Source organism: Pedobacter arcticus A12 (genome assembly GCF_000302595.1).
Taxonomy (GTDB): Bacteria; Bacteroidota; Bacteroidia; order Sphingobacteriales; family Sphingobacteriaceae; genus Pseudopedobacter; species Pseudopedobacter arcticus.
Genome location: NZ_JH947128.1, coordinates 416723 through 433734, shown reverse-complemented (window position 1 = coordinate 433734; position 17012 = coordinate 416723). Strand labels below are relative to the sequence as shown.

10 protein-coding genes are annotated in these 17012 nt (G+C 38.3%); 8 read left to right on the top strand and 2 right to left on the bottom strand.

The genetic code is table 11. The annotated features are described in order from the left end of the window. The first annotated feature begins 376 nt into the window (after positions 1-376). The 4 genes from rplM to tsf all read left to right on the top strand — a co-directional run bounded on the left by rplM (position 377) and on the right by tsf (position 3047). Positions 377-820 (top strand): 50S ribosomal protein L13, encoded by a 444-nt coding sequence (rplM, locus tag B176_RS0117660; protein WP_017260167.1) that lies wholly within the window; start codon positions 377-379, stop codon positions 818-820. Positions 821-838: 18 nt separating this feature from the next. Beyond that, positions 839-1225 (top strand): 30S ribosomal protein S9, encoded by a 387-nt coding sequence (gene rpsI / locus B176_RS0117655; protein WP_017260166.1) that lies wholly within the window; start codon positions 839-841, stop codon positions 1223-1225. 18 nt (positions 1226-1243) lie between these two features. Continuing rightward, complete coding sequence (gene rpsB, locus B176_RS0117650) at positions 1244-2110, top strand: 30S ribosomal protein S2 (RefSeq protein ID WP_017260165.1); 867 nt, start codon at positions 1244-1246, stop codon at positions 2108-2110. Between the two features lie 97 nt (positions 2111-2207). Beyond that, complete coding sequence (tsf, locus tag B176_RS0117645) at positions 2208-3047, top strand: translation elongation factor Ts (protein ID WP_017260164.1); 840 nt, start codon at positions 2208-2210, stop codon at positions 3045-3047. A 160-nt stretch (positions 3048-3207) separates the two neighbouring features. Here tsf and B176_RS0117640 read toward each other — a convergent pair whose 3' ends face one another. After that, entirely contained in the window at positions 3208-5889 is a 2682-nt protein-coding gene (locus B176_RS0117640; RefSeq protein ID WP_083852756.1) for a PAS domain-containing sensor histidine kinase, read from the bottom strand. A 275-nt stretch (positions 5890-6164) separates the two neighbouring features. On the opposite strand from B176_RS0117640, the gene thrA reads away from it, so the two are divergent. The 4 genes from thrA (at position 6165) to B176_RS0117615 (ending at position 12377) form a co-directional block, all read left to right on the top strand. After that, positions 6165-8615 (top strand): bifunctional aspartate kinase/homoserine dehydrogenase I, encoded by a 2451-nt coding sequence (gene thrA / locus B176_RS0117630; RefSeq protein WP_017260161.1) that lies wholly within the window; start codon positions 6165-6167, stop codon positions 8613-8615. Positions 8616-8933: 318 nt separating this feature from the next. After that, positions 8934-9866, top strand: coding sequence for a homoserine kinase (locus tag B176_RS0117625; RefSeq protein WP_017260160.1), 933 nt, complete (start codon positions 8934-8936; stop codon positions 9864-9866). Positions 9867-10371: 505 nt separating this feature from the next. Beyond that, positions 10372-11676: a threonine synthase gene (thrC, locus tag B176_RS0117620; protein WP_017260159.1), complete on the top strand. Its 1305-nt coding sequence runs from the start codon at positions 10372-10374 to the stop codon at positions 11674-11676. Between the two features lie 53 nt (positions 11677-11729). Then, a complete protein-coding gene (locus B176_RS0117615) occupies positions 11730-12377 on the top strand; it encodes a hypothetical protein (RefSeq protein WP_017260158.1) in 648 nt (215 codons plus the stop codon). Between the two features lie 168 nt (positions 12378-12545). Here the strand turns inward: B176_RS0117615 and B176_RS21660 are convergent, their stop codons facing one another. Continuing rightward, positions 12546-16847: a choice-of-anchor Q domain-containing protein gene (locus tag B176_RS21660; protein WP_017260157.1), complete on the bottom strand. Its 4302-nt coding sequence runs from the start codon at positions 16845-16847 to the stop codon at positions 12546-12548. Positions 16848-17012: the final 165 nt, after the last annotated feature.

Genomic DNA, 17012 nt, shown 5'->3' with positions numbered 1-17012 from the left:
TTAAGAGAATCAAAAGAAGAATGGCGAGTGCATGGGGATCAAGAGAATAATATCTGGTTAGGGATTGTAGTGGGTACCCGCCCGTGGCTAAGGCTTTGTGCTTATGAGCGGAAAGCCTGACCTGGGTGGGGCCTTGTGCTATGGAAAAAGGAAACGCCCAGATCAATAAAGTGATTAAATTGGGAAAGGGGACTTTCTGTCAGATAGCCTATCTATAAAACTTATAACCTACAACCCGCTTACTTCCCACCTCCCACTCAAAATCTTCCAAATAAATCTCCATCCAACCCTTTGATATATAAAAGCATAGTTCTATCTTTGCAGTCCCTAAAAAAATTAGGGGAATACTATATTTTATTAATTAAATACAAAGCAAGTGAATACGTTAAGTTACAAAACTGTCTCTGCCAATAAAAAGACCGTTGACAAACAATGGATTGTTGTTGACGCTCAGGGCGAGATTTTGGGGCGCTTGTCTTCTAACATCGCTAAGGTGATTAGAGGAAAAAACAAGCCATCTTTTACCCCACACGTAGACTGCGGCGATAATGTAATCGTTATCAATGCAGACAAGGTTAAATTGACTGGTAATAAAATGTCTGACAAAGTTTATGTTAGATATACTGGCTACCCAGGTGGTCAGCGTTTCATTACTCCGAAAGATTTAATGGAAAAGCATCCAACTCGTATTATCGAGAAGGCTGTACGTGGTATGTTACCTAAAACTCGTTTAGGTAGAGCAATTTTCAAAAATCTGTATATCTATGCAGGTAATGAGCATCCACATGCTGCGCAGAACCCTAAAGAAGTTAAATTTTAAATTTAAAGGAGAAAAGAAATGTCAGTTACTAATACTTCTGGAAGAAGAAAAACTGCAGTTGCCCGAATCTACTTGAAAGACGGCAACGGTACCATAACCGTAAACGGTAAAGATCATACAGAATATTTCCCAACACTGCCTTTGCAGTATGTTGTAAATCAGGCTTTTATTGTTGCTGAAGTTACAGGGCAATACGATGTTACTGTAAATGTTAAAGGTGGCGGTATTAATGGACAAGCTGGAGCTGTTCGTTTAGCTATCGCTAAAGCTATTGTTGAATTAGACGCTATTAGGAAACCATCTCTTAGAGCTAAAGGTTTAATGACACGTGATAACCGTATGGTTGAGCGTAAGAAACCAGGTAGAGCTAAAGCTCGTAAGAAATTCCAATTCAGTAAACGTTAATATTCGGAGGACAAGACAATGGCAAGAACAACTTATCAGGACTTATTGGATGCAGGTGTACATTTTGGTCACCTTACCCGCAAGTGGAATCCGAAAATGGCGCAATATATTTTTATGGAGCGTAACGGAATTCACATTATCGACTTAAACAAAACTTTAACACGCGTTGAAGAAGCAGCTTCTGCTATCAAACAAATTGTTAAATCGGGTCGTAAAATATTATTTGTTTCTACTAAGAAACAAGCTAAAGACATCGTTGCAGAATACGCAAAATCTGTAAATATGCCGTTTGTAACCGAAAGATGGTTAGGTGGTATGTTAACTAACTTTGCTACTGTTAGAAAGTCGATCAAGAAGATGACAAACATCGACAAGATGACTAAAGACGGTACTTACGATGTGCTTTCTAAAAAAGAAAAATTAATGATTCAGCGTGAGCGTATTAAATTAGAAAGCCTTTTAGGAGGTATTGCTGATTTAAACCGTTTACCAGCTGCTTTGTTTTTGATTGATGTTAAAAAAGAGCATATCGCTGTAACTGAGGCTATCAAGTTAAACATACCTACTTTTGCAATGGTAGATACTAACTCTGATCCTTCAAACATCGATTTCCCTATCCCAGCGAATGATGATGCTACTAAATCTATCTCTTTAATCACCAGCATTATTATTGATGCGATTAATGAAGGTTTAGAAGAGCGTAAGCAAGAGAAGGATGCTGAAAGCGATAAAGAAGCTGCTGCTGAAAAAGCAAAAGTTGACGCTCCAGAAGCTAAAGAAGAAAAAGCTCCGGCTGAACCAGGTAAAAGAACCCGTAAAGGTGCTGACGCTGGAACTCCAGTAGTTGCGGAAGCAGCTGCTACGGATGAGGCAAAAGGAGAGTAAATAAATTTAGTGATGGGTTGTTAGCTGTAGTTGGAGTAATCTCAGCTTCTGTTAACAACCCATTGCTTTTAGTTAAAAATTTAAAAAGAAAAATAAAATGTCTACAGTACAAATTTCTGCAGCAGATGTAAACAAACTTCGTCAGCAAACTGGCGCAGGTATGATGGATTGCAAAAAAGCTTTAACAGAAGCTAATGGCGATTTTGAAGCTGCAATTGATTATTTACGTAAAAAAGGGGCTAAAGTAGCAGCTTCACGTTCAGACAGAGATTCTAACGAAGGTGTTGTAATTGCTAAAACAACTGCTGACGGTAAAAAAGGAATTATTGTTGAAGTAAACTGCGAAACTGATTTCGTAGCTAAAAACGCAGATTTCGTTGCTTTTGCACAAGCAATTGCTGATAAAGCGGTTGAAAGCGGTGTTTCTTCTATTGAAGAGTTGACTGCTTTAGAACTAGATGGTGCTAAAATTTCCGACTTAATTATTGACCAAACTGGTAAAATAGGCGAGAAAATCGGTGTTTCTAAATTTGAAGCTGTTGCTGCTGAAAAAGTAGTTGCTTATATTCATGGAAACTACCGTTTAGCTGTGTTGGTTGGTTTTAATCAAAACGGAGCTGGATTAGACGAAGCTGGAAAAGATGTTGCAATGCAAATTGCTGCAATGAGCCCAGTTGGTATTGATAAAGATGATGTTGACGCAAGAGTTATCGAAAAAGAACTTGAAATTGCAAAAGATCAAATTAGAGCAGAAGGTAAGCCTGAAGCAATGATTGAGAAAATTGCTGCTGGTAAATTGAATAAGTTCTACAAAGAACAAACTTTATTAAACCAAGAGTTTGTTAAGGATTCTTCAAAGGATATCCGTAAATTTTTAGATGAAACATCTAAAGGCTTAACAGTTAGTGCTTTTAAAAGAATTGTTTTAGGAGCTTAGTTTTAGAGCAAGACGCAAGAATCAAGATTACTTGCGATATTAATATAGAGCCTCGTCTGGAATTCAGACGAGGTTTTTTTGTTAATGCTTTGTTAATATTAGATCAACGAATTCATATAGGTAGGCCTCTTGTTTTAAGCTTTCAGTCTTCTGCATTTCCTTACAATGGTAAGGTAAAATAAAAGGTGGAGCCTTTGCCTATTTCGCTACTTACGCCAATTTTACCCTGGTGTTTTCTGATGATTTCTGCGGCAATGTAAAGTCCAATTCCAAAACCGGGGAAAGTTTTTTCATTTTTACCTTCTACTCTGTAAAATCGGTCGAATATCTTAAGCTGGTTTTCTGGAGTTATCCCAATTCCCGAATCGGTAGCAGAGAACATCATATGGTTCTCATGCGCTGTTAAGCTTACATTTACTTTTTTTGAATTTGGAGAATATTTAACCGCGTTAGTCAGAAAATTAACGATAACCTGCCTTATATTTTCTTCATCCGCAAGTACCTCAATTTCTGATTCCCGTTTAAAGTTAATTTCACTTAGCGGGTTAATGTGTTGGATTTCAGAGATTACCTCGTCGATTAAGTTATTGATGATAAATCGAGCTTTTTTGGGTTGCAGATTTCCAGTCTTTATTTTAGATACATCTAATAAATCGGCAACTAAAGTTGTTAAACTCTCTATTTGTTTGTGCACAACTTTTAAAGAGTTTTTTAGAAACAGATCTTCCGTGTCTCTATACTTGCTTTCTAATAATTGAACGTAGCCTTTTATAGATGTAATAGGGGTTTTAAGCTCGTGACTGGCCATACTGATAAAGTAGTCTTTCTGTTCCTCTAGCTCTTTAATGTCGTGTATATCTGTACTGGTACCCACCCACATGGTAATATTGCCTTTGCTGTCCTGCAAAGCTTTTGCTCGGCTCAACTGCCATCTGTAAGCTCCATCTTTACGCCTAAAACGGTGTTCTAATAAGAAATCTTTTCCGGTATTTACGGAATTGGTCCACAGTCTAACGTTTTCTTCTCGGTCGTCTGGATGTACAATATTTAGCCAGTTGTCATCCTCAAGAATGCTTTCATCCATTCCAGAATACCTGTAAACCGAAGGATTAAAGTAATTTAAATGCCCTTCGGTATCAGCAATCCACACAAATTGCGGCATTTCATTTGCTAAAAGCCTAAATTTTTCTTCCCTATCAATTAAGTCCTGTTCATTTTTCTTATCCTGCGTAATATCCCGGATAGTTCCCATCAACTTATCCGGCAAACCGTCCCGATCTTTAAATAATTTTCCGCTTACATCAATCCAGTGCACAGATTTATCAGCCCATATTATCCGGCTTTCATAAGTTAATAAACCAGTTTTTAGTACTACTTCGTGAGCTTTATCTCTAATTGTATTATCCTCTGGGTGCATATGTTGTTCAATCAGTTTGCTCGTTAGTTCTTTTGGGTTTGTATATCCAAAAATAGTTGCATACTGTGCGTCAAATACACCCTCTTTCTTTTTGTAATCGTATTCCCACACGGCAAGCTCGGTGGCTTCAATTACAATATTTAACTTCTCTTCACTTTCTTTTAAAACCTGTTTTGCCGTCACGCTGTCGTGAATATCCATACAAGCGCCGATAAATCCCTCAAAAATACCGTCGGCGGTAAATCTCGGGGCACCATTGTCAGAAAGCCATCGGTATGTTCCGTCGTTCCTTTTTAGGCGGTACTCCATGTAAAACTCTTCCCGCTTATCAAATGCACCAGTGTAGGTTTCTATACAGCGTTCAAGATCGTTGGGGTGTACCCCTTCTGCCCATCCATTGCCGTTTTCTTCTTGCATTGTTCTGCCGGTAAACTGCAGCCACGCTTTATTGAAATAATAGCAAAGTTTGTTGGTTCCCGACATCCAAATGAGTACTGGCGCACTATCGGCTACTTTTTTGAATCTTTCCTCGCTTTCCTGTATTTTTTGTCGGGCTAATACTTGGTTGGTAACATCTGTGGCGGTTGCCACAATACTCACCACTTGGTTGTTTTCCCCTTTAATGGGTTCGTAAACAAAATTCAGGTATATGTTTTCGAGTTTTCCGTTTCTGGGTAATACCACTACCCGTTCATTTGCTTCAAACTTTTGGCCCGTACGGAATACGTTTTCTATAATTTTCTCTAAACCTTGTCCTTTTACTTCTGGAAGGCCTTCAAAAACCGGTTTGTTGATTACATCAGCTTCTTGTTTCCCCCAAAGTTCTAACATCAATTGGTTCGCTATTTCAACTACAAAATTTTCTCCAACAAGAACACTCATTGCTACTGGCGCTTGCATGATGTTTTCGTAAAAGCGTTTATTTGCTTCTATTAGATTTTTCCTAATATTTACTTCGGCAGTTGTTTCCACAACGGTTGTAAAGATGCCAGCAATCGTTCCGTTTTCATCAACGATAGGACTGTAACTAAAGGTCCAATAAATATCTTCAATATTGCCGTTTCTGTAAAGTGGAAGTAACTGGTTTTCGCTCCATGTTGCTTCTCCAGTTGCGATTACCACATCCATCATAGGCTTAATAATATCCCAGATCTCAGGAAATGCGATGCTACCTTTTGCTCCTAAAATGTTAGGATGCTTTCCTTCATTACCTAAGCTTGGGCGGTATGCATCGTTATAGAAACAGATTAATTCTTCTCCCCAAAATAAAAATTTGGGAAATTTAGAGTTTAGTATGATGCTGAGCGTAGTCTTTAAACTTTGAGGCCAATCTCTAGGTTCACCTAACGGCGTTTTTGTCCAATCCTTCTCGCGGATGAGTTTTCCCATTTCACCATGAGAAGAGAGAAAGTTCAAGCGATTCATAGGCGGGGTTTTGGGAAGAGAAGTTCAGTATTCATACATGTTAACAGCTATTCGAAAAAAAAATATTCGAGTAATAAATATCGTGTAAAAATTTGCAATTAAAAATTGAAATATTAGCTTTGGCATATCAATTTAAAAACAATGATTTTAATAAGCACATACACTACTACAACAACCGTTACGCTTTTAGCGTAAAGGAAGGTAGTTATGGTTTTAAAATAGCATATTCAGCGCCTTCCGATAAAACGGAAGGCGCTTTTTTTTAATATTCAAAGATGAAAATTCTAAAATTCGGGGGAACATCCGTAGGTTCCGTAGAAGCATTAAAGGCATTGACTGCTGTTGTTAAAACTAACATAGATCAGAAAGAACAGATTATTGTGGTGGTTTCTGCAATGGGTGGCGTAACCAATCAATTGCTGAAAATGGCAGACGATGCCGTAGTTGGAAATGATTTTTCTGCTGGTTTAGCGGAATTGGAAAAACGGCATTTTACGGTGGTCAAAGAATTGGTTGCCTTACAACAGCAAAATCAGGTAATCACCAAACTTAAATTATATTTCCAGGCTTTAGAGGATGTTTTGAACGGTATCGCTGCTTTAAAAGAATTGAGCCCCAAAACTAAAGATGCCGTTGTGAGTTTTGGAGAAAAAAGTTCGGCATTTATGCTGAGCCGTATTTTACGAAGCGTAAAGCCAGAAGCAGAATTTTTAGATGCAACTACAATTATTAAAACGGATAGTGCTTTTGGAAACGCGAAAGTAGATTTTAACCAAACAAACCATCTTGTTCAGGATTATTTTAGCCACGAACAGGGGAATTTAGTTGTAGTAACCGGCTTTATAGCAAGTAATAACCAAGATCAGATTACTACTTTGGGTAGAGGAGGAAGTGACTACACTGCTGCAATTATTGGTGCAGCTTTGAATGTGAAGCAAATTGAAGTTTGGACAGACGTGAACGGGATGATGACCGCAGATCCTCGCCGAGTGAAGAAGGCTTTTTCAATGGAAGAACTTTCTTATACCGAAGCCATGGAACTTTCATTTTTTGGTGCAAAGGTGATTTACCCACCCACTATGATTCCTGCGTTTTTAAAAATGATTCCCATTGTAATCAAGAATACGTTTAACCCCGATTTTGAAGGTACATTTATCAAACATGATTTAAAGCCTTCGCAAACTACTATCCGCGGAATTTCTTCTGTAGATCATATCAGTATCATCAATATTCAGGGTAGTGGAATGGTGGGCAAAGCAGGCTTTAGCGGTCGTTTGTTTACTTTACTTTCCCGCGAGCAGGTAAATATTATATTAATTACCCAATCTTCTTCTGAGCATTCCATCACGTTTGCGGTTAATCCAGCAGACGCTTTAAAAGCGAAAGCTTTGATTGAGCAGGAGTTTGAACTGGAGTTGCTTGCCGGTAAATTAGAACCTGTAAAAATTGAGACTGATCTTTCTGTTTTGGCCATTGTTGGCGAGAATATGAAAAAGACACCGGGTATTTCGGGTAAGCTTTTTAATGCTTTGGGTCGTAACGGTGTAAACGTTGTGGCCATTGCACAAGGTTCTTCAGAATTTAACATTTCGGTAATCATCCCGCATGATGATTTATCTAAAGCATTAAACGCGGTACACGATGCTTTCTTTGCAGAATTGCAGAAAACATTGAACGTTTTTGCGGTTGGCGTGGGCAATATCGGTAAAGAACTTTTCCGTCAGATTAATGAGCATAAAGAATTTCTAGCAAAAAATAATTTAATCAATATTCAGGTTTTAGGCCTAATCAACACTAAAAAAATGTTGATCGACGCTAATGGGATCGATTTAAATACTTATCAGGAAGATTTGGCTAATGCCGATGAAGAGGCAGATTTGAGCAATTTTGTTGCCCAAATGAAAGCGCTGAACCTTCCTAATTGTGTGTTTGTTGATAATACAGCCAGTCCAAATCCTTCAAAGTTTTATAAAGAAGTTTTTGAGGCGAGTATTTCTGTGGTAACCTGTAATAAAATTGCCAATTCTGGTAAATACGCCGCTTTCGCTGAGCTAAAAGAGACTGCTCAAAAACATGGAGTAGATTTTTATTACGAAACCAACGTAGGCGCAGGTTTGCCCATTATCAAAACCTTAAATGATTTAATCATCAGCGGAGATAAGATTTCCAAGATTGAAGCGATATTATCCGGAACTATTTCGTTCATTTTTAATAATTTTAAGGGCGATGCCAATTTCCACGATGTGGTAAAGATGGCACAGGAAAAAGGTTACACAGAACCAGATCCACGAGACGATTTAGGAGGAATAGATTTTATGCGCAAAATGCTGATTTTGGCCCGTAACGCAGGTTTCAAAATCGAAGCTGAAGATGTGAAATTAGGCGCTATTATTCCCGAAAGCTGTGCAAAAGCTACAAGTGTTGACGATTTTTATCAGGAGCTTAAAAATGAGAACGCTTATTTTGAGCAGATGAAAAATGATGCGGCAAAAGCGGGGAAAGTACTGCGTTACATTGGTAAGTTAGAAAACGGAAAAGTGGAGATAGGTATGCAAGCCGTTGGTGCTGATCATCCTTTCTACAGTTTATCTGGAAGTGATAATATTATCGCATTTACTACAGAGCGTTACAATGAAACCCAAATGGTAGTTAAAGGTCCAGGTGCAGGTGCCGCGGTGACTGCTGCTGGCGTTTTCTCTGATTTGGTTAAGGTAGGAGCGAAGTAAGACTTGAAGTTTAAAGTAGAAAGTCTAAAGTTCAAAGTAGAAAGTTTTACAAAGGCGAATTATAGAATAATATAGATTTTGCGTTAGGGATTGATTGACATCCTTTTTTTGTCATTCTAAGAACCGTCACTCTGAGCGGAGTCGAAGAGGGAGTCGAAGAATAAGACAAAAAAGATACAACGGAAAGCCCGTTAAAACGCCCAAAATGAAATAGAACTGGGTTTAAATTAGGGGAAGTCAAGTCAAGTGGCGACCTCCAAACAAACCATAAAATAAGCAAGTCCTTCTCCCTCGGAGAAGGATTTAGGATGAGGCATAATGAAAAAGGAATCGATCAAAGTTTTTGCCCCCGCAACTGTTGCAAATGTTGTATGTGGGTTTGATATTTTAGGTTTTGCAGTTAACGAACCTGGTGATGAGCTGTGGATGGAAACCTCGGATAAACCGGGTGTTAGAATTCTGTCTATTAATGGCGACGAAGGTAAACTGTCCTTAGACCCGCAAAAGAATACGGTAAGTGCCAGCGTAATTAGTCTACTAAAACACTTGGGTAGGGAAGATGTTGGTTTTGAACTAAAACTTACCAAAAAAATGCCCATGGGCAGTGGGTTAGGCTCAAGTTCGGCGAGTGCGGTTGCAGGTTTATTTGCTGCAAACGAATTGCTGGGAAAGCCATTGACCAAATTGGAACTTTTGCCATTTGCCATGGAAGGTGAGGCTTTGGCTTGCGGACACGGACATGCGGACAATGTTGCACCAGCTTTATTTGGTGGATTTACGCTGATTAAAAGTTACGAGCCTTTAGAAGTGATTGCTTTACCAGTCCCTAAACTTTTTTGCGCATTACTTTATCCGCATGTGGATGTACCAACGCGTGATGCCCGCCAAATTATCCGTTCTAAAGTTCTGTTGAAAGACGCGGTAACGCAATGGGGAAATATCGCTGGTTTGGTAAGTTCACTTTATACGCATGATTACGATTTATTAGGCAGATGCTTGAAAGATGTGATTGTAGAACCAATACGTTCTATTTTAATTCCAGAGTTTGATCATATGAAAACCTACGCCATGGAAAACGGAGCTTTAGGTTTTGGTATTTCTGGATCTGGACCAACCGTGTTTTCGCTGTACCGCTCACCAGATGACGCCCAAAAAGTAATCACCAATCTTCAAAAAATGTTAGCCGATAAAGGTGTTAAAAGCAATATTTATTTATCAGAAATTAACGAAACTGGACCAGTGGTTCTTTAAGTAGCAAGATTTTAGTATCAAGTATCGAGAGCTTATAAATTTGATACCTTGTAACCTTTGCAGAAACAAGATTTAGTATCAAGTATCAAGAGTTTATCTGGTTTGTTTAAGTAGCAAGATTTGAGTAGCAAGTAGCAAGAGCTTATCTGGTTCAAGAATCTTGATACTCGATACTAATTAAATTACAAGTTGCCATACTACAAGAATCTTGATACTCGATACTAACTACTCGATACTAATTAACTTACAAGTTGCCATACTACAAGAATCTTGATACTCGATACTAACTACTCGATACTAATTAACTTACAAGTTGCCATAATAAAAGAATCTTGATACTCGATACTAACTACTCGATACTAATTAACTTACAAGTTGCCATAATAAAAGAATCTTGATACTCGATACTAACTACTCGATACTAATTAACTTACAAGTTGCCATAATAAAAGAATCTTGATACTCGATACTAACTACTCGATACTCACTAACACACAACACAAGAATGAAACTCTACTCCACCAAAAATCATAATTTATCAGTTGATTTAGAAACCGCTGTTTTTAATAGCCTTCCGGCTGATAAGGGGTTGTATATGCCGACAATTTTGCCTCAAATAGATACAGCTTTGATGGAAAATTGGGATAAAAAATCACTGCCAGAAATTGCATTTGATATAGCTTATACTTTGTTGAAAGATGATATTTCTGCAGAGAATTTAAAGGCGATTGTAGATGAAGCTGCGAATTTTGATGCACCATTATATCCTTTACAGGATGATACTTTTGTATTGGAACTTTTCCACGGACCATCTTTAGCTTTTAAAGATTTTGGTGGCAGGTTTATGAGTAGGATGATGGCTCATTTCTTACAGAAAGAACAAAAAGAGATTCAGATTTTGGTAGCCACTTCTGGCGATACAGGTGGTGCAGTTGCGCTAGGCTTTTTAAATGTTCCGGGGATTAAAGTCACGATTTTGTATCCGAAAGGGAAAGTAAGTTTAATCCAAGAGCTACAGTTAACCACTAACGGAAACAACATTGAAGCCATCGCGATACACGGGACTTTTGACGACTGCCAAGCTTTGGTTAAAAGAGCTTTTCATGATGAAGAGTTGAATGCAAAACTGAACCTGACTTCTGCAAATTCTATCAACATCAGCCGTTTGATTCCGCAGATGTTTTACTATGCAAATACCTATGCTAAACTTAAAAATGAGTTCAAAGATTTGGTATTTGTAACGCCAAGCGGAAATTTCGGAAACATTGCAGCGGGGATGATTGCCTATAAGATGGGTTTGCCTATTAAAAAGTTTATCGCAGCAACCAACAGCAACGATATTGTTCCGCAGTATTTAAGTACTGGCAAATACACGCCACGTCCCTCTGTGCAAACTTTGGCAAATGCAATGGATGTTGGAGATCCAAGTAATTTTGTGCGTATTTTGGATATGTTTGATGGCGATATTGAAAAGTTAAAACAGATGTTGAGCGCTTACGCTTATAACGATGAGCAGATTAAACAAGCAATTACCGAAGTTTACAATGCGAAGCAATATGTGCTTTGTCCGCATACGGCAACCGGTTATTTAGCGGTTAAAGAGTTGAAAGAAACGATTTCGGTTACCGAAAAAACAGCTTACATCGTTTTAGCTACGGCGCATCCATGTAAATTTCCTGATGTTTTTGAGGAACTGAATATCAAATACGACGAGCCAGAACAGGTTGCGGAGCTTTATAAAAAAGATAAACACCAAGTAGATATGGCAAATAACTTTGATTATTTTAAAGCTTTTTTGTTGAAGAAATAAATTAGATTTTATTTTCGAACGCTTATATTTAAACCGAAATTTATAAATACCAAATGAACGGATTTTCCTCAGTTTTAGAGCTTTTATCAAAACCAGCCCGACTAAAATCGCTACTTTCTTTAAACCACAAAGGTTATCTGAAGCAGATTGGTTGGTACAAAGCTTATGAAAGCAAATCTTCGGTTGATGAAAACGGAAATCCAATTCCCTGGGTTACTTATTCTTTCTTAGATTTTATCAAAGGGCGATTGAAAAAAGAACAAAGCGTTTTTGAATTCGGTTCGGGTAACTCCACTTGGTTTTATGCGCAACATGTAGGTTTGGTAACCTCTGTAGAGCATGATCAAGATTGGTACAACAAAATCGTGGCAAGCAAACCAGCAAACAGCAACATGATTTTTTGTGCGCTAAAAGAGGGAGGCGAATATTGTAAAAAGCCTGTTTCTTTAGGTCAAAAATTTGATATCATTATTGTGGATGGTAGAGACCGCGTGAACTGCTGCAAAGAAGCTGTAAACGCTTTAACCAATACTGGTGTTATTGTATTGGATGATTCTTATAGAACTGAATACAAACCTGGGATTGATTTTTTGAAAGCGAACGGTTTTAAAGAATTGCCATTTAGTGGCGTGTCGCCCGGATTTCTGCATAGGTCGTCAACTTCTGTTTTTTATAAGGCAGGGAATTGTTTGGATATCTAAACGTATGGTGTAAAGGCTATAGATATTTTAAATCCACATATTTGTGGATTTTTTGTTTAAAGTAAATCGACGCTAGCTCGGGTTCAACCAGAAAGAATGTATTGTCTAGTACAAACAAAAATAGCTTAACCTTAGGCTAAGCTATTTTGAAAGAACGTGTTGAAAATTTTAATTCTTAATCACTTTTAAAACTTCGGCTTTAGCTTTACCCGCTAATTTTACGAAATAAGTGCCTGCGTTAAAAGCAGTTAAAGAAACTACTTGATTAGTGCTATTAGCGCCAAGTTTTTTAACCAACAATACGCTTCCTAAAAAATCAGTTATGGTTAAAGTTTGATAAATACCTGGTGCATAGGCTACGGTAAGCTGTTCTTGTGTTGGATTAGGGTAAACGCTTACGTTGCTTGCACTTAAATCAAATCTCAATACTTTTATACCAAAAGTTGCGATTTTTCCATCTAAATCTTGCTGTTGCAAACGGTAGTAGTTTGCTCCGTTAAAAGGGTTAAAATCCGAGTAATTGTAACTGCTGTTATTCCCTTTAGCAACGATTGTATTTAATGCTGTGAAGTTTAATCCATCAGCGCTACGACTTACAACAAACTCTTTGTTTCTAGTTTCTATAGCCGTTTGCCACTGTATCAGTGCTTTGTTGACTTGTTTTGATACCGTAAAACTGGTTAAAGTTACTGGTAGCACTGTTTCAGTTTGGTTTTCAAAAGCACCCATATCTATCTCGTTATCAAAAATACGCGGGTTACCTGCTAAATCTGTGGTAATACCCGAAAGATCTGGAGTTTTGCCAGTATCAAATAATGTTTGATCTCCTTTATTGATTGCCAGACTATTTTCTACCAAAGTATAATCTCCTGCTGTAAAAGGAGCTGTAGTAAAATTGGGTGCATTGTTGAAAATCTGCGTAGGTGTAACACCTGTGGCGTCTAAGTTGCCGTTTGCATTACTGGTCTCTCCTTGTATTAAACTGTTGCTAATTTCTTGGTTTGAATTAGGGATTTCTTGGTAAATCCCGGTACTATTACCTAAAACGATACTATTTCTAATTTGGAAAGTGTAATTAATGAAATCATCATCATTGTAAATACCGCCGCCACTTCCGCTTGCTTTGTTTCCAGAGAGAGTTGAATTGGTAACTATTAACGGTGACATTAGATTATAAATCGCTCCGCCATCTTGAGCAGCATTATTTCCAGAAAACACCGTATTGGTAATGGTAGTTAACAATGATATGGCATTATTTATTCCTCCTCCCCGATTTGCGGTGTTTCCGCTAAATAGCGTGTTGGTGATTGTTGGTGAAGATTGTCCTGAGTTTTCCATTCCGCCACCATTAGTAGCAGTATTTTCCATAAACACTGTTTGACTGATTGTTGGTAGGGAGGTACCCGTATTATTCATACCACCACCACCGCCAGAGTTATTAGCGGCAAAAATAACCTTGTTAATGGATGGAGAAGAAGATGTGTTTAGCATTCCACCACCATAATTTCTAGGAGCCTGTTTATTATTTATGAGGATGGAGCTCCCTAGATCATTACCGTTAGCAGCAGTAACGGTAAAACCATTTAACTCGGCTGTGCCAATTTCGCCGGCGCTAACAATTACGTGGTAAGTGTTGTCTGCCGTGTTCGCTACTGTTCCAATATCTCCAGATAAAATACTTTTATTTGCTGTTAGCGTTAAATCTCTTTGGCTTAATGAGGTCTCTGTCCCTGCAAAACCACCATAAACTTTTACATTGTTAACTAAAAGAAATGCTTTATCTCTTGCGTTGCTAGGGTTTGGCGTGAAATTTTGTCCGTCCTGTGGTGTATACATTGGCTTGTAAGTACCGCGGGCTACATGTATATATTGTATTGCAGTATTTTGTTTGGCAGCTACCAAAGCATCGGCTAGTTCACCATAAGCGTTAGTCCAACTGGCACCCGTACCATAGCCATCCGGTTTAACATATACTATCCCGTTTGCATCTGGTGTAGCCACAACAATTGTCCCAAGTTGTTGCTGTTCGTAAGCACCTAAGTCGGCTTGGATGTTCCTAATGCGCTGATTGCCTGCTAAATCTATAGTTGTATTTACGAAACTATTATCGCCTTTATCAATTGCGGGACTGCTAACCTTTAACGCGTAATCTCCACCAAGAAAAGGTGCTGTATTAAAACTTGGTGTGTTTGTAAATAACGGATCGGTGGTATTAGATAAGTTGTTTAAATCTCCAGTGCTGTAAGTATAGCCTTGAACTAAACTATTCGTAATTACAGGAGTTGAACTGTTATTTACAATTCCACTACTGTTACCATAAATGATGCTATTTTTTATTTGAGGATTAGAGGAAGTATTGTTAAATAAAACACCATTGCCTTGGTTTCCGGCTAATGTAGTATGTAAAAGTACCGGGTGTGAAGTGTTATTGTGTACGGCGGATCCGTTAGTTGCTTTATTGCCAGAAAAGACACTATTTGTTATTTGGGGGATAGAATTTGTTGCGTTAGCCATCGCACCTCCATTACTTCCGGTATTACCCGAAAAAACACAATTCATCACTATGGGCGATGAATTAGAGTTATTAGAGAGCGCACCGCCATTAGTGGCTTTATTAACAGAAAAAATGCTATTTAAAATGATGGGAGAACTTGAAACATTATACATTCCGCCTCCAAAGGCTGCTTCATTATTTAAAATAAGCACATGGTTGATTGTTGGTGATGATGAATAGTTATATATGCCAGCGCCATGTTTCTTTGCGATATTTTTTGTTCCTACTTTCAGATCTCCTGTAACCGTCGAGTTTGTATAAGCATTAGTAATCGTAAATCCATTAAGTTCTGCTAACCCAACATTGTCTACGCTAACCACTAGATGCTTAGCATCAGCTAAATCTTTTGTTGAATTATTGTTCAAATCGCCAGATAGTATACTGGCGTTTGCGGTTAAACTCAAATCTCTTTGGGACAAATCTGTCTCTGTACCTGCAAAACCGCCATACAACTTCACATTGTTTACCAAAAGGAAAGCGTTATCGGTATCTTGGTCTGTGCCAAAATTAAGTCCATCCTCTGGGCTGTAGAGCGGTTGGTATGTGCCGCCTGCTACCCATATCTGTAGTACTTTATTTGTCCAATTGCTTTTAGTGGTATTTGTCCAAAGTAAGGCGTCAGCTAGTTCGCCTATGGCATTACTCCATGATGAGCCATTGCCACTACCTCCTTTTTTTACGTATATGATACTGTTGGTCGGTGTAAATTGTATAATCGGACTTTCATAAGCTCCTAAGTCTATATTGGTGTCAAAAACACGGATATTACCTGCGATATCGCTTGTTATTGCACTGATGTCTGGAGATTTCCCGGCATCAAACAGAACTCCATCTCCTACATTAAACAAACCGCTTCCTTTTTTTAAAGTATAATCGCCACCAACAAATGGTGCTGTATTCTGATTTATAGGAGCTGTAAAGATATCTGCAAACGCAACGCCAGTGCCTAGTAAATTGCCATTATCCAAAACGCTGTTGCCCTGTACTAAACTATAACTAGTTGTAGTTGTTCCGTTCTCATTGCTAACGCCAGTATTGTTTCCTAAAACTATGCTGTTTCTAAGTAGCGGTGTAGATGTTTGATTATAGATGCCACCTCCGTTAGGAGCTTTGTTACCAGATATGGTAACATTGGTTAAAACTGGAGAACTTGCACCAGTAATAGCAAGTCCACCACCATATGCGGCAACATTACCGGTAAATAAGCAATTTGTAATCGATGGATTTCCGCCAATGCTATTGAAAAGTCCGCCACCGTAGTTGGCTGTGTTTCCAGAAAATGTATTGTTTGTAATCATTGGCGAGGAGTAATGAACATATATGCCACCGCCGTTTTCTCTTTTAAAGTTTCTAGCATTGATAACGATATTGCCTGCGCCGGCTGCGTTACCGCTGTAAATACTAAAGCCATCGAGTAAAGCTGTGCCAACTCCTCCGGCACTAACTACCACATGGTAAGCATTATCAGTATCATCATTGGCAACGTTTAAATCGCCCGACAATATACTCGTGTTAGCTGTTAGTTTTAAGCTCCGTTGCGATAACGTGGTTTCTGAGCCTGCAAACCCGCCGTAAATTTGAACGTTGTTAACCAAAAGAAAGCTTTTGTCTCGTGGATCAACCGGGTTGGCGTTAAAGTTTTGGTTGTCTTCTGGGGTGTACATCGGTTTGTAAATACCACCTGCTACCCAAATTTGTAAAGGGTTAGCAACGTCCCAAAAGTTGGCATTTCGGTTTTCGTTTGCCCATTTTAAAGCATCGGCGAGTTCTGGTATAGCATTGTTCCAGCTGTCACCACTACCGTTGCCGCTAGGGTTGTTAATATTTACAAATAAAATATTGTTGGAATTGGGTGTTTGCGAATACAAAGTCGCGGCAAAAAGCAATGCTAGAAAGGTAGATAGGATTTTTTTCATAAAAATTGATAAGTAAGAGCTATAAGATACTTTTGTAAAGTGGCAAAACTGGCTTTTATTTGCTACATAAGCAAATGAAACCAATAAATAAAAGTTATTATTTCTCAATAAGAAATTGTAGGTTTTTTTCGATGGGTGTTCCTTGATTGAGATAAATTTCTTCTT

Excerpts from the sequence above, each read along its gene's own strand:
- rpsI (WP_017260166.1), top strand. The coding sequence starts at position 839 with ATGTCAGTTACTAATACTTCTGGAAGAAGAAAAACTGCAGTTGCCCGA.
- rpsB (WP_017260165.1), top strand. The coding sequence starts at position 1,244 with ATGGCAAGAACAACTTATCAGGACTTATTGGATGCAGGTGTACATTTT.
- tsf (WP_017260164.1), top strand. The coding sequence starts at position 2,208 with ATGTCTACAGTACAAATTTCTGCAGCAGATGTAAACAAACTTCGTCAG.
- B176_RS0117640 (WP_083852756.1), bottom strand. The coding sequence starts at position 5,889 with ATGAATCGCTTGAACTTTCTCTCTTCTCATGGTGAAATGGGAAAACTC.
- thrA (WP_017260161.1), top strand. The coding sequence starts at position 6,165 with ATGAAAATTCTAAAATTCGGGGGAACATCCGTAGGTTCCGTAGAAGCA.
- B176_RS0117625 (WP_017260160.1), top strand. The coding sequence starts at position 8,934 with ATGAAAAAGGAATCGATCAAAGTTTTTGCCCCCGCAACTGTTGCAAAT.
- thrC (WP_017260159.1), top strand. The coding sequence starts at position 10,372 with ATGAAACTCTACTCCACCAAAAATCATAATTTATCAGTTGATTTAGAA.
- B176_RS0117615 (WP_017260158.1), top strand. The coding sequence starts at position 11,730 with ATGAACGGATTTTCCTCAGTTTTAGAGCTTTTATCAAAACCAGCCCGA.
- B176_RS21660 (WP_017260157.1), bottom strand. The coding sequence starts at position 16,847 with ATGAAAAAAATCCTATCTACCTTTCTAGCATTGCTTTTTGCCGCGACT.